Origin of the sequence: Leptolyngbya sp. BC1307 (assembly GCF_002286735.1) — a bacterium.
GTDB lineage: Bacteria > Cyanobacteriota > Cyanobacteriia > Phormidesmidales > Phormidesmidaceae > Phormidesmis.
Genome location: NZ_NRTA01000002.1, coordinates 146,229 through 159,016, shown reverse-complemented (window position 1 = coordinate 159,016; position 12,788 = coordinate 146,229). Strand labels below are relative to the sequence as shown.

Here is a 12,788-nt window from a genome sequence, read left to right as displayed (position 1 = left end):
ACCCGGCCACTCTAGCTAGCTTCGACATCAATTACAGTGCCGTCTTCAGTTTTGATATCGCTGTCTGCAATGTCAACGCCTCGGCGGTCCCTCAGATAGCCTATGGCCAAAGAAGAGAGTTCAGTTAGCAACAGCGTCGCGACGATGCTGTCGTCGATTACGCCGATTAAAGGAATAAAATCTGGCAACAGGTCCACCGGGCTGACAAGATAGAGGGCCGTGCCTAAAATAACCAGCCAGCGATATTGAGGGTTACGGATAGCGCCGCGATACCAGTTGTAAAAAGTTTCGATGGGATTGTTCATTGGAGATAGTCTGCTGTGTCGAGAGGGCGCGCAACTGATCTCGCAAAAGGTTTTACAAAATCATCTTGCCTGTTTAATATCGCAAGTTTAGCGGCTGCTAAGAAGTGTAGATATCCCTCCACAGCATTAATTGCTCACTTTTGCCAGGGCCACCGGGTGCCCATTTCAGTTTTGGCCGAAAACACCAGATAGCCAATTAGCAGCGCTACACTGCCCAAAAACACAGCGACTTCCTGGCTCATGCCGGGATCTCCACCGTTTTTACACCGGCCAGGTCAAAGGCCGAGTGCACTACTCGCAGCGCCTGCACGCCCTGCTCTTGCTCTACCACGCAGCTAATTTTAATTTCGGAGGTGGCGATCATTTGAATGTTGATGCCTGCTTTAGCCAGCGATTTGAACATGGCGGCGGCAATGCCAGGGCGATGGATCATACCCACGCCGACGACGCTGACTTTGGCGATCGCTCCGTTCACCGACACTTCCCCATAGCCTAGCTCTGCTGCCGCTGCCTGCAGCACCTCGCGCGCTAAGTCAGCATGATCTTGGCTGACCGTACAGGCAATATCGCGCGTCATCTGGCCGTGATGAGGGCGACTGCGCTGCGACTGAATAATCATATCGACGCTGATGCCCCGCTCCGCCAAAATCTGAAAGATGCGTGCGGCCAGTCCAGGTTTGTCGGGCACATAGCGAATGGCTAGCTGCGCCTGCTTCAGGTCAAGCGCGGCTCCTCGCACCGACGGTAGGTCAGCTGGAGATGGAAGGGTGCGGCGCTGATCGAGCCGGGCCGGAGAACTGGTCACTTCAAAATAAGCGCAGAGGGTGGCAATGGCGCGATCGCAATCTTCGGCAACAACGGTACAGCTCACCTTCACCTCCGAAGTCGAGATCATTTGAATATTGACCCCAGCAGCAGCCAGCGCTGAAAACATACCCGCAGCTACGCCGGGCCTGCCAATCATTCCGGCTCCGGCAATGCTAATTTTGGCGACATTGCTCGCGGTTTGCACTTCGGCTTCGTGGGTAGCAGTAGGGTGGCTACGCAGCGCCGGGGCAATGTGCTCAGCGACGCTTTCTGCCTGCCTGAGCGTGCTAGAGCGCACCGTAAAAGCAATATCGTTAGAGTTGCCTTCGTGAATTGACTGGATAATGAGATCTACATTCAGCGCTTGGTCAGCGAGTTCGCCGAAGATCTGAGCGGCGACGCCGGGCCGATCGGGTACTCGCAGCAGCGCTACTTTGGCCTGATCAGTGTCAAATTCTACCGCGTCTACCGGGTTGGCGATTTCTAACCCGGCTAAGGCTCTAGGCTGAGGATCGGGGGCAGTCACCCGAGTCCCCGGCTGGTCTGTCCAGCTAGAGCGCACGACCAGAGTAATGCCGTAGTTGCGGGCAATTTCTACGGCTCTAGGATGCAGCACACTAGCTCCGAGACTTGCCAGCTCTAACATTTCATCACAGGTGATCTCTGCCATCAGCTGCGCATCGGACACCAGTCTAGGATCTGAAGTTAGAATGCCGGGTACGTCAGTATAGATTTCGCAGCATTCTGCCTGCATCGCCGCTGCTAAGGCTACAGCTGATGTGTCAGAGCCCCCCCGACCCAGCGTTGTAATCTCAACATCGTCGCTGCTGTTATTGCGGCGGCTGGTGCCCTGAAAGCCTGCCACTACGATGACTTTACCCTCTTCCAGGTGGCGCTCAAGGCGCTTGGTTTTAATTTCTAGAATGCGAGCGCGGGTATGTTTGGCTTCTGTGACAATGCCTACCTGCGCCCCGGTCAGTGAAACGGCTGCCTGCCCCCGTTCGTGCAGGGCCATACTCAGCAGCGCAATGGTCACCTGCTCGCCAGTGGATAGCAGCATGTCCATTTCCCGGTGGCTAGGATTGCTAGAGATCTCATGGGCAAGCTGCACCAGACTGTCAGTGCTTTTGCCCATGGCAGAGACGACGACAATCACCGCATGCCCTGCCTGAGCGGTTGCCTGAATGCGCTCAGCAACTGCCTGAATGCGCTCGACGCTGCCGACAGAGGTGCCGCCATACTTCTGAACGATTAGCCCCATGTGGTCTCTCCTACTCGCCTCACCCCAGCCCTTACCGCGATTTTCTCACACGGTAGCGCCCTCTGCAGCACCTTAACCTTATAACCTATCAGACTCTCGATACTACTGCTGTAGCCGAACCCTAGTCGCGCTAAAAATAAAGCCGAATGTCAACAAATTTCTATGAAGCGTCGGGGGGGAGACTGGCCAAAAAAGTCCGCGAGAGTTATAAACTTTAGTTAAGTCGCATATATTATCGGTTGCTAACCATGACAGCAGTTCTTCAGAACCGGCCCGTCTCAGCCTCAGCTACTGCTAGCGAACAGACACTGCACCATGTGGTGATTGTCGGCGGCGGTTTTGGCGGACTGTACGCTGCAAAGGCACTGGGCAAAGCGGCTGTCAAGGTAACGTTGATTGACAAGCGCAACTTTCATTTATTTCAGCCACTACTCTATCAGGTGGCCACAGGCGGTCTGTCAGCCGGAGACATTTCTTCACCGCTGCGCGCCATCCTTAGCAAGCAAAAAAATGTGCAGGTGCTGATGGGCGAGGTCACCGGCATTGAAGCGGCAGCTCAGCAGGTGCGTCTAAAAAATGGTGAAATTGTCAGCTACGACAGCCTGATTGTCGCTACCGGCTCTAGCCACCACTACTTTGGTAAAGATGAGTGGTCGGCTATTGCTCCCGGCATGAAGACCATTGAAGATGCGCTGGAGGTTCGCCGCCGTATTTTCTTAGCCTTTGAAGCGGCTGAAAAAGAAACTAACCCCACCCGCCGGGAAGCACTGCTGACCTTTTTCGTCGTCGGCGCTGGGCCTACTGGCGTAGAGCTGTCGGGCGCGCTTGCTGAACTGGCCTACGAGACCCTCAGAGAAGACTTTCGCAGCATCAACCTGGGTGAGACTAAGATTGTGCTGTTAGAAGGAATGGATCGGGTGCTACCGCCCTACCCAACTGACCTTTCAGCCGCAGCTAAAAAGTCTCTAGAAAAGCTAGGCGTAGAAGTGCGCACTAAAACCCTGGTGACCAATATTGAAGGCGACACCGTAACGCTCAAGAGCGGTGATCAAGAAGAAAAAGTCCAGGCCTTCACCGTTTTATGGGCTGCTGGTATTAAGGCGTCGCCACTGGGTAAGGCGATCGCCGAGCAGACCGGCGCAGCGCTAGACCGCATTGGCCGCGTCATTGTAGAACCAGATCTCAGCGTACCGGGCCACCCCAATCTCTTTATCGCCGGTGACTTGGCGCACTACGCCCACGACCACGATGGCCCCTTGCCCGGCACGGCATCGACCGCCATGCAGCAAGGCAACTACCTGGCAACCTCCATTCAGCGCCGCCTGACGAACAAAACCGTCAGTGCCTTTAATTACAAAGACAACGGTAGCCTGGCGGTCATTGGCCGCAATGAAGCCGTTGCCGCTTTGGGCTTTGCTAACCTCTCAGGCTTCCCCGCCTGGATTATTTGGATTTTTGTTCACATTTATTATCTGATCGAGTTCGATAACAAGCTGCTGGTGATGCTCCAGTGGGGCTGGCACTACTTCACCAGTCAGCGCGGTGCCCGCCTGATTACCGGCGATGATTCTATTCCGGCCCTTTCTGCCCTTGTTCTAGAGGAAATGTCTAGCGATAAGGTAGTGGAGTCCAGCAGCTCTGAAATGGTTGAGGCTTAGTCTGGCTGAGACTTTCTCTGAGTCTTTCTCTGGGGCAGTCTTTGGGGCTACTTTACCACTCCGACTCCTTGGCATAGACTTCTCCGCTGTAAGGCTGGAGCCCTGTTGCCGGATAAGCGTCCTTGTGTGGACTAAAGATGCGATAGGCAGCCTCGGCTAGATAGATAAACGCACTGTTTAGTCTTTGAAAAAGTGTCATGACCCAATCTCCTTGAAGATGTTCGAGATCGCTAACCCGGCGGGTGTTGACTGTAATGGCGCTAACTTAGAAGTAGCAACTGGATGATCTGGGCCGGGTGTGGTGAGTACAGAGGTGAAAAAGTACTACTTCTACTTTTAGAGACTCTTCTATTTTATCTAGCCAGTCTCGCCTAGCTGCTTGCTATGACGATTCTTCACAAGTTCACATGTAGCGACACACAGATTCAGGTAAGTGGTTACAGAAGCGAGCTGTTACAGACCGCTGTGACGCCAACCGCTGCTAATTTTAAAAGCGCTGAAAATTGCCGCGACGGGGCTGTGTTTAGTCATCGTCGTGGCCGGTTTTATCCACGGCAGTTGCTTGCTGAGGCGACCGGACCAGACGGCGGCGGCGCGATCGCTCCTTCAAGGCAGTGACTATGAACGCTATGCCAAAAATGAGCCCTGACCGCTGCTGTTTCACATAGTGACGGTAGATTTGATGGCTCCTGGCATCGTGTTTTTGGCAACGCTTCAAGAGATTGTCCCGGCGGATGAGACGCTAGATCGTTAGCCTCTGCTTACAAATCTGTGTCGCTCATGCCACAGAATAGAGTCAGTAGGTTGATGGATTTACCATGTCTGACGGGGCAAGCGGCAAAGTTTATCTGGTCGGCGCAGGGCCTGGGAAGGGTGACTACCTCACTGTTTATGGTCAGCAGTTGATCGGCCAGGCCGATGCGCTGGTGTACGATGCACTTATTGACAGCTCAATTTTGCAGCAGCTGCCAGCAACCTGTGAGCAGTGGCATGTCGGTAAGCGCGGCGGACAGCCCAGTACCCCCCAGGCTGAGATCAATCGGCTGTTGGTCAGGCTTTGTCAGGCCGGTCAGCAGGTGGTGCGGCTCAAGAGCGGTGATCCGTTTGTGTTTGGCCGGGCGGCGGCAGAAATCCAGGCGCTCAGGGCCGCAGACTGTAGCTTTGAAGTGGTACCGGGGCTGTCTTCTGTGCTGGTAGCGCCGCTGATGGCGGGTATTCCGCTGACTGATCCGGTGCTGAGTCGGGGCTTTGGTGCGTTTACAGCGCATGATCTAGATGCTTTGAATTGGGAGGTGCTGGCTCGTCTGGAGACGGTTGTGCTGCTGATGGGCGGTAGACATTTGCGAGACATTTGCGATCGCCTTCTCACCCACAGCAAGCGACCGGAAACCCCGATGGCAATCATTCGCTGGGCCAGTCAGCCCCAGCAGCAAATCTGGCAAGGTACGCTGCTGAGTATGCCGCAGATTGTCGGCGCAGCGAAGCTCTCCCCTTGCGTACTGGTCATTGGCGAAGTCGTAGGATTGCGTGACTATCTAGCGCCGCTGCCCGCGTCGTCACTGCCCTTAGCCGGTAAAACGATTCTGGTTACGCGCTCGGCGAGTCAGGCCAGCCAGTTTAGCCAGATGCTCGTAGAGAAAGGGGCCAGGGTGATCGATCTACCCGCTTTGGAAATTCGCCCACCGATGAGTTGGCAGCCGGTAGATGATGCAATTTCTCATCTCGCTGACTTCGACTGGCTCATTCTCACGTCTGCGAATGGCGTTAATTTTTTCTTAGACCGACTGCTGCATCAGGGTAGAGACTTTCGGGCTTTAGCTGCGCTAAAAATTGCAGCGGTGGGTAACAAGACAAACGCTGTTCTCAGGCAGCGCGGGCTGACTGCAGACTTTATCCCACCCAGCTTTATCGCCGATTCACTGCTCGAAAACTTCCCTACAGACCCGGCGGGCTTGAACCTATTGTTTCCTAGAGTAGAAAGCGGCGGGCGGGCGGTGCTTGTAAAAGAGATGACGGCAAAAGGCGCGCGGGTAACCGAAGTGGCGGCGTATGAATCAGCCTGCCCAGAGAGAATTGCGCCCGCTGCTAAGCTCGCTTTAGAAAGCCAGTGGGTCGATGCCATCACGTTTGCTAGCTCTAAGACGGTGCGTCATTTTGCGCGGCTGATGGATCAGGCTTTTGGCGATCGCTGGCTCGCCTTGCTAGATGATGTGGCGATCGCTTCCATTGGCCCCCAAACCTCTAGAGACTGCCAAAAGCTGCTCGGCAAAGTCACCCTTGAAGCTGAAGAATATACCCTGCCTGGGCTCACAGCAGGGCTAGAGAACTGGGCAAAGCCATGAGACGCATCATTGGCCTCACAGGAGGCATTGCGACGGGCAAAAGCACCGTATCAGACTATCTGGCGAGTCGGTACGGTCTGCCCGTGCTAGATGCCGATGTGTATGCGCGGCAGGCGGTAGCCCCAGGGAGCGAGATTTTGGGGGCGATTGGCGATCGCTACGGCGCTGGCATACTTTTGCCTACCGGCATGCTAGATCGGCAGCAGTTGGGCCAAATTATCTTTCACAACGCCGCTGAAAAAGCGTGGTTAGAAAAACAAATTCACCCTTTCGTTCGGGTCAGATTCACAGAAATCACCGCAGCTTTCTCCCCTGAGCAAACGCTGGTGCATGCCATTCCACTCTTGTTTGAAGCAAAGCTGACTCATCTGGTGAGCGAAACATGGGTCGTCTTTTGTGACCCAACGCAGCAAAAAGAACGGCTCATGCAGCGCAGTCAGCTATCCGCTAACGAGGCTCAAGCCCGCATAAACGCTCAAATGAGCTTAGCTGAGAAGTGTCAGCAGTCAGATCATGTGCTAGATAACTCTGCCAGCAAAGAGGATCTATTTATCCAGATAGACAGATTAATGAGTCGGTAGCACGGGGAGACGCGACCGTCCATCTCTACAGGGCATAATATAAGCAGTTACATTTGCTCGTAGCGCATCATGACTTTATCGGCTGATAGCGATCGCCTAGATCGCATAGAACAAAAGCTAGACACCCTGACGACGGATGTTGAATCGCTGACGACGAATGTTGAATCGCTGACGACGAATGTTGAATCGCTGACGACAGATGTCGATGTGCTTACCAAAATCGTCGACAGGCTGACCACTAGCGTCGGCACGTTTAACGATAAGTTTGACAACTATCAAAAAGCGACGCAGTGGGTGGTGCAACTCGCCTTTACCCTGATCGCCAGCGCGACGATTACGGTGATTGTCTCGACTGTTTTATGAGGTCCATTTACAGTCGGTATGCGTTTATAGCGTTACCCGGATGCATTCGGGCAACGCGAGACATTTGGCCTGTTGTTATGCAAAGGTTTTGCCTGCATTGCTGTATTCAAGCCAAGTGACCAACGCTATATTTCGCTACTCAGCTGGGCTAAAGACGCCACTTAGCAGCTGTTGAACAGCGGCTGCGGGCCGAGTGGTATCTATAGTTTTTACGGCGGTCTTGGCGTCAAAGGGCTCCATAGACTGCCTGGCTAACATGTTGCTAGTGGCATCGGCAACATCGCCGCTGCGCTCATCTAGCCGGGCCTTAAGAATATCTTCAGCAGCGGTGCAATAGAGAAATGTCAGGAGAAGATTCTTAGATTGGGCAGCGGCAACTGCCTCCTGCCGCTTGGCCTGCCGGTCAAACTTGGCATCTAAAATCACCCGATAGCCCTGACTGGCTAGTCGCATCCCTAGCGTGATCAGCCGCTTGTAGGTCTGATCTGTCATTTCTGTGGTGTAAATTTCATCGCCCGCTTTTTCGCGTAGCGGCACCCCGGACAAATGCTTACGCACCGCATCCGAACGTAGATGAATTGCCCCGGTTTGCTGCGCTAAGGCCCGAGCCGTCGTACTTTTCCCTGAGCCTGACAAACCTGCCATCGCCACGACAGCGCCCTGCTTTTCCTGCACATAAGACCAGGCCAGTCGGTAGTATTTGGCGGCTCTGTCGCTAGCAGCCTGCCGATCTGCCTCCGGTATCGACGGATCGCCCAGCATAAACGAGGTCACTTTAGCCCGTACGTAAGACTGGCGGCTCACGTACAGCGGCAGCACTTCTAGCCCTTCCCAGTCGCCTGTCTCTTCTGCGTACTGATTGAGAAAAATATTGCTGAGATCGTTTCGGCCCGCCACCTCCAAATCCATCACGATGTAGGCAATGTCAAACATGACATCGACAAAGCGAAAAGGCTCGTTGAATTCGATGCAGTCAAATAGTAAAATCTGATCTTCCCACTCACAGATATTGCCCAGGTGCAGATCGCCATGACAGGTGCGAATCCGGTCTTGATCTAACCGCCGCTGAAAAAGCGGCTGGCGGGTCGCAAAGAAACGGTCGGTATAGGCTTTTGTCTCATCAAACTGCCGCTGGGTCTGAGGCTTCGTGATCGAATCACCGCCGATGAAACCCGTGGTCTGCTCATAGTTTTCGTCAAAAGCCTGGCGAATCTGCTCAGGGTCTCCATAGGAGCGAACGTGGTCGTCAGTGGCTGTTTCGCTGTGAAATTGAGCGATCGCAATAGCCAACTGCCGCACTTTGTCTTCATTGAGTTCGCCCTGCTCAAACTGAGCGCTCAGCAGCGCCGACTGCGGAAACTGGCGCATCTTGACCGCGTACTCCACAGGTTCCCCACTACCATCGATTTCAAACTGATCTGCAGCAGATTTAGCCTGGGTGATAGACACTACTTCCAAATACAGACTGCCCGCTCCTCTCTGGTTTAAGCGGAGTTCTTCGTGGCAAAAATGCTGACGTTTTTCCAGGGTGGAATAGTCCAAGAAGCCGAAGTCAACGGGTTTCTTGAGCTTGTAAACATAGTCTCCGGTGAGCAATACGTAAGAAACATGCGTCTGCATCAGGCGGACTGGCGCTGTCACCGGATGGGGGTAAAACGCCGGGTCGAGCATCTGCTGAATAAGGATGGGGAGCGTAGAATCAGCCATGATCAGGATAATTGCGGTTTAAAAACTTAGAGCGCGCTATCAGGATAAACATCATAAAAGGGCCAGGGAAATACTATCCCCGACCCTTTTACGCTTAGTAGGGCGATCACTGTCGCATTGCCCCGTCTGTCTAGTTTAGGAGGCGGCTTCGGTCCCGCCCTCTTTGGCGGTATCACCCGCAGGGGCGATCGCCTCAGTTCCAGTCTCTTCGCTATCAGCGGCCGTCATCGTTCGCGGTGCCAAGACAGAAACAACCAGCTGGGCAGGGTCTGCTGCAACCGAACTGCCCTTAGGCAGCGTGATTTCACCGACATGCAGCGCGTCGCCAATATTCATCTCAGAGACATCAACATCTAGAGACTGAGGAATCGCGTCAGGTGGGCACTTTAGCTGAATCTCGGTCATCACCGTATCTAGCGTACCGCCTTGATCGGTGACACCAATCGCGTTGCCGACGAAGTTGATCGGCATGCTGACTTCAATTTCTGACTGGGAAGCGATCGAGAAAAAGCTAAGGTGATGCAGCTTATTTTTCCAGGGATGCGTCTGCACTTCGCGCAAAATCACCTTGCCACTCCAGGGAATGTCAGTCACGTTGACAGTGATTAGTGACTTATTGACAGTTGCCTGGCGCAATAGCGCTTCAGCCTGGTAGTTGCTGAGCTTTAGGGCGATTGAGTTAGAGCCGTCGTGGCCATAGAGCACGGCTGGCAAGGTACCCTCTCGGCGCAGTTTTTTGGGCTTTTCGTCCGCCGCACGCTGGGTGCAGTCAATTGTTAGTTCCATGAGAATTTACTAGGGTTCAGTCAAAAACGGTTCAGTCAAAGTTGATGGGGCTGATTTTAAGTCGCGTTTGTCAGCCACAAACTAAAAAGCTGTATTGCTGCTAGCTTCCTGCCAGCCAACGCTACTAGCGAGTGCCCTCGGCACAGACGAATAGGCCCGAAAAAGTATTCTAACCGATCACGCGTCCTGCTAGACAGTAATTTTTCAGGTCTAGTCCTTTAGGCCATTACTTTGAAGGCGCTGGTATTTTCCTTTAGCAGCGCTCGCTTAGGCCCGTGAATCGGGTCTTCTACGATGATAGTCTGATCGCGGCTAGCGCCCAAAGACACAATCGCAATCGGCGCTTCGGTCAGTTTGGCCAAAAACTCCAGGTAGTCTAGCGCGGCTTTGGGCAAGTCGCCTAGCGTGCGGCAGTCTTCGGTTGATTGCTTCCAGCCGGGGAGCGTTTCGTAAATTGGCTTGCATCGGGAAAACTGGCGGGCACCGCTCGGCAGGTCTTCGCAACGAGTGCCGTCTAGCTCATAGGCGACGCACACCTTGATTTCGTCAAGGCCATCGAGCACGTCTAGCTTGGTGATAGCCAGACAGTCGAGCCCGTTAATGCGGACGGCGTAGCGGCTGATGACGCCGTCAAACCAGCCGCAGCGGCGACGGCGACCGGTCGTCGTGCCAAATTCTGCGCCCACTTCGCAGATGGTTTGCCCAACTTCGTCGTCTAGCTCGGTAGGGAAGGGGCCTTCGCCAACACGGGTGGTATAGGCCTTGGCTACGCCGATCACCCGATCAATGGTGGTCGGACCAACGCCAGAACCAATGCAGGCACCACCCGCGACCGGGTTTGATGAGGTGACATACGGGTAGGTGCCGTGGTCGAGGTCTAGCAGGGTGCCTTGAGCGCCTTCAAAGAGGATGTTCTTTTTTTGCTGGGCGGCGTTGTAGATTTGCAGGGAGCTGTCGGTGGTGTGCGATCGCAGCCTGTCCGCATAAACCAAATATTCCTCCAGCACCTCATCGGCGTCCAGAGGCTCTAAGTCATAGAGCTTTTCTAGCACCACGTTCTTGTAGTCAATCGTCCACCTCAGCTGCTCAGCGAAGGCATCGGCGTCCATCAGATCAATAATCCGAATGCCTGTGCGTTCAGACTTATCAGCATAGGTAGGTCCAATGCCTCGCTTGGTCGTGCCAATTTTTTTAGTCCCGCGCCGTTCCTCCGTCGCCTGGTCAATCAGGCGGTGGTAGGGCATGGTCACATGGGCCGTCTCCGAGATAAACAAATTATCTGTTGAGATATTCAGCTCGTCTAACTTATCTAATTCGGTAATCAGCTCCTTGGGATCAATCACCGTCCCGTTGCCAATAATGCACTCGGTTTTAGGGTAGAGAATACCCGACGGAATCAGGTGTAGCTTAAAGGTTTGGTCTGAGACGACAACGGTGTGGCCGGCATTGACGCCGCCCTGATAGCGCACCACCAAGTCTGCTGAGCCGCTGAGCAAATCGGTGATTTTGCCTTTACCTTCATCGCCCCACTGAGCGCCGATAACAATAACGTTAGCCAAGAGAATATATCGCTAGAGTTCAAACAACCATTATCACCAGGCTGCGATTGAAGTGTCAATCACAAAAGTGGGTTCATGCTTACATTTCCATGCTGATGTCCCCGGATAGTTACCCTCTCCACAAAAATCTTAGTTATGGTGTAAAAGGGAGTAATTAAGTTTTGAAAAGTTTCCGGATCGCTTGAACCAAATTACAAGGTCGCCATTTTCATTGCCCTTGATTAGTTGGGGTTTGCATTAGCTATTGAGCGTTAGATGTTGCCGACCTTTTTGGTACTTTTTCGACACTATTAAACGTATTTCGCTTGGAGGGCAATACCGATGAGTTTGTATGCAGAGCTACACCGGCATCTTGGTGGTTCCGTTGTTCCTCGGGTGCTGTGGCGCTATTTTGAGCGCAACCGTCCCGATATTTCCGATAAGTTTTCGCACTATTCAGCCTTTGAACAGTTTTATACTCAGCCCAAAGATACCCTAGAAGAGTATTTAGAACTCCACACATTAGTTGAAAGCGTTCAAACCAAAGAAGCGCTCCCCTACTTTATTTATCGATTAATTCGCGGCGCTTACATTTTTGAAAATCTGGCCTATTTAGAGCTGCGATATACGCCCTTCTATCGCACACCGGCGCACCTCAGCTCAGTTCAAAGAATTGACGCCATGGCCGAAATTATTGAGGTAGTAGGCCGCGCCAGTCAGCAGAGCGAATATCCGGTCGTGACCAAGCAAATTCTCTGCTTGCACTCTCGCCTGTCCTATGAAACCAACCGCGCCACCCTAGAGCTAGCTGCTCAATACCCTGAGTATGTCTGTGGTATCGATATTGCCGGGGGCGACGCAGCTTACAACCTCGAAGAAATTAAGCGGCTCTACGCTCATGCCCAGAGCCTGGGGATCAATACCACCGGCCATCTGTACGAGACCACAGACGGTTGCTACCCTGAGCTGCTACCCTACCTGATGCGAATTGGCCACGGCATTCAAATCCCTCTGCACTACCCTGAGTTGCTCAAAGAAGTCGCCGCTCGCGGTCAATGCCTGGAGGTATGCCCCACTACTTATCTACAAACCGGCACCCTGAAAGAAATCAGCCAGCTCAAAACGGTGTTTAACCGCTGCTTTGATGCGGGCGTAGATATTGCCATCTGTACTGACAATGCGGGTTTGCACAATGTGCGACTGCCTTTTGAGTATGAAAATCTGCTGACTCACGATGTGATCGGCTTCGATGGGCTGCGGGCCTGCCAGGCAGCGGCTTTTCGCCATGCGTTTGCCTGGCCGCATCCACAGCAGCCGGCCTATCTACTCTCTAGCTTGCTGAATGACCGCAGTAGCCACCGCAATAGTTTGGAGTCGGTAGAAGGATAAAGATTTTCAGTCTACGCTGCGCACCACGCTAGCCTGCCACTACAGCGTTGG

Annotated in this window: 12 protein-coding genes; 5 read left to right on the top strand and 7 right to left on the bottom strand. The window is 53.5% G+C overall.

Annotated elements, in window-relative coordinates:
• Positions 1-11 precede the first annotated feature (11 nt).
• On the bottom strand, positions 12-305 hold the full coding sequence (locus CKL79_RS02090; protein WP_121967912.1) for a DUF1232 domain-containing protein: 294 nt from the start codon (positions 303-305) through the stop codon (positions 12-14).
• Between the two features lie 238 nt (positions 306-543).
• The gene (locus CKL79_RS02085; protein WP_121967911.1) at positions 544-2,373 is read right to left on the bottom strand and encodes an aspartate kinase; all 1,830 of its coding nucleotides are present in this window, start codon (positions 2,371-2,373) and stop codon (positions 544-546) included.
• Positions 2,374-2,621: 248 nt separating this feature from the next.
• Between CKL79_RS02085 and CKL79_RS02080 the strand changes: the two genes are divergently transcribed.
• The gene (locus CKL79_RS02080) at positions 2,622-4,031 is read left to right on the top strand and encodes an NAD(P)/FAD-dependent oxidoreductase (protein WP_121967910.1); all 1,410 of its coding nucleotides are present in this window, start codon (positions 2,622-2,624) and stop codon (positions 4,029-4,031) included.
• Between the two features lie 52 nt (positions 4,032-4,083).
• Here CKL79_RS02080 and CKL79_RS02075 read toward each other — a convergent pair whose 3' ends face one another.
• Together CKL79_RS02075 and CKL79_RS22825 are read right to left on the bottom strand one after the other, a co-directional pair.
• Positions 4,084-4,230, bottom strand: coding sequence for a nicotinate phosphoribosyltransferase (locus CKL79_RS02075; RefSeq protein WP_121967909.1), 147 nt, complete (start codon positions 4,228-4,230; stop codon positions 4,084-4,086).
• 324 nt (positions 4,231-4,554) lie between these two features.
• Positions 4,555-4,749, bottom strand: coding sequence for a hypothetical protein (locus CKL79_RS22825; RefSeq protein ID WP_141242134.1), 195 nt, complete (start codon positions 4,747-4,749; stop codon positions 4,555-4,557).
• Positions 4,750-4,849: 100 nt separating this feature from the next.
• Between CKL79_RS22825 and cobA the strand changes: the two genes are divergently transcribed.
• The 3 genes from cobA (at position 4,850) to CKL79_RS02060 (ending at position 7,317) form a co-directional block, all read left to right on the top strand.
• Positions 4,850-6,373, top strand: a complete 1,524-nt coding sequence (gene cobA, locus CKL79_RS02070) for a uroporphyrinogen-III C-methyltransferase (RefSeq protein WP_121967908.1) — start codon at positions 4,850-4,852, stop codon at positions 6,371-6,373.
• Complete coding sequence (coaE, locus tag CKL79_RS02065; protein WP_121967907.1) at positions 6,370-6,954, top strand: dephospho-CoA kinase; 585 nt, start codon at positions 6,370-6,372, stop codon at positions 6,952-6,954. Before cobA ends, coaE begins: the two co-directional genes overlap by 4 nt.
• Positions 6,955-7,023: 69 nt before the next feature.
• Positions 7,024-7,317, top strand: coding sequence for a hypothetical protein (locus CKL79_RS02060; protein WP_240518596.1), 294 nt, complete (start codon positions 7,024-7,026; stop codon positions 7,315-7,317).
• Positions 7,318-7,452: 135 nt separating this feature from the next.
• Here the strand turns inward: CKL79_RS02060 and CKL79_RS02055 are convergent, their stop codons facing one another.
• The 3 genes from CKL79_RS02055 to CKL79_RS02045 form a co-directional block, all read right to left on the bottom strand.
• A complete protein-coding gene (locus tag CKL79_RS02055; protein ID WP_121967906.1) occupies positions 7,453-9,024 on the bottom strand; it encodes a bifunctional aminoglycoside phosphotransferase/ATP-binding protein in 1,572 nt (523 codons plus the stop codon).
• Between the two features lie 135 nt (positions 9,025-9,159).
• A complete protein-coding gene (locus CKL79_RS02050) occupies positions 9,160-9,810 on the bottom strand; it encodes a 50S ribosomal protein L25/general stress protein Ctc (RefSeq protein ID WP_121967905.1) in 651 nt (216 codons plus the stop codon).
• A 218-nt stretch (positions 9,811-10,028) separates the two neighbouring features.
• Positions 10,029-11,369, bottom strand: a complete 1,341-nt coding sequence (locus tag CKL79_RS02045; protein WP_121967904.1) for an adenylosuccinate synthase — start codon at positions 11,367-11,369, stop codon at positions 10,029-10,031.
• Between the two features lie 321 nt (positions 11,370-11,690).
• On the opposite strand from CKL79_RS02045, the gene CKL79_RS02040 reads away from it, so the two are divergent.
• Positions 11,691-12,737 carry an adenosine deaminase gene (locus CKL79_RS02040; protein WP_121967903.1) on the top strand — a complete coding sequence of 349 codons (1,047 nt, stop codon included), beginning with the start codon at positions 11,691-11,693 and terminating at the stop codon, positions 12,735-12,737.
• Positions 12,738-12,788 lie beyond the last annotated feature (51 nt).

Coding starts and splice junctions, on each gene's coding strand:
- CKL79_RS02050 (WP_121967905.1), bottom strand. CDS start 9,810: ATGGAACTAACAATTGACTGCACCCAGCGTGCGGCGGACGAAAAGCCC.
- CKL79_RS02055 (WP_121967906.1), bottom strand. CDS start 9,024: ATGGCTGATTCTACGCTCCCCATCCTTATTCAGCAGATGCTCGACCCG.
- CKL79_RS02085 (WP_121967911.1), bottom strand. CDS start 2,373: ATGGGGCTAATCGTTCAGAAGTATGGCGGCACCTCTGTCGGCAGCGTC.
- CKL79_RS02090 (WP_121967912.1), bottom strand. CDS start 305: ATGAACAATCCCATCGAAACTTTTTACAACTGGTATCGCGGCGCTATC.
- CKL79_RS02040 (WP_121967903.1), top strand. CDS start 11,691: ATGAGTTTGTATGCAGAGCTACACCGGCATCTTGGTGGTTCCGTTGTT.
- coaE (WP_121967907.1), top strand. CDS start 6,370: ATGAGACGCATCATTGGCCTCACAGGAGGCATTGCGACGGGCAAAAGC.
- CKL79_RS02075 (WP_121967909.1), bottom strand. CDS start 4,230: ATGACACTTTTTCAAAGACTAAACAGTGCGTTTATCTATCTAGCCGAG.
- cobA (WP_121967908.1), top strand. CDS start 4,850: ATGTCTGACGGGGCAAGCGGCAAAGTTTATCTGGTCGGCGCAGGGCCT.
- CKL79_RS02080 (WP_121967910.1), top strand. CDS start 2,622: ATGACAGCAGTTCTTCAGAACCGGCCCGTCTCAGCCTCAGCTACTGCT.
- CKL79_RS02060 (WP_240518596.1), top strand. CDS start 7,024: ATGACTTTATCGGCTGATAGCGATCGCCTAGATCGCATAGAACAAAAG.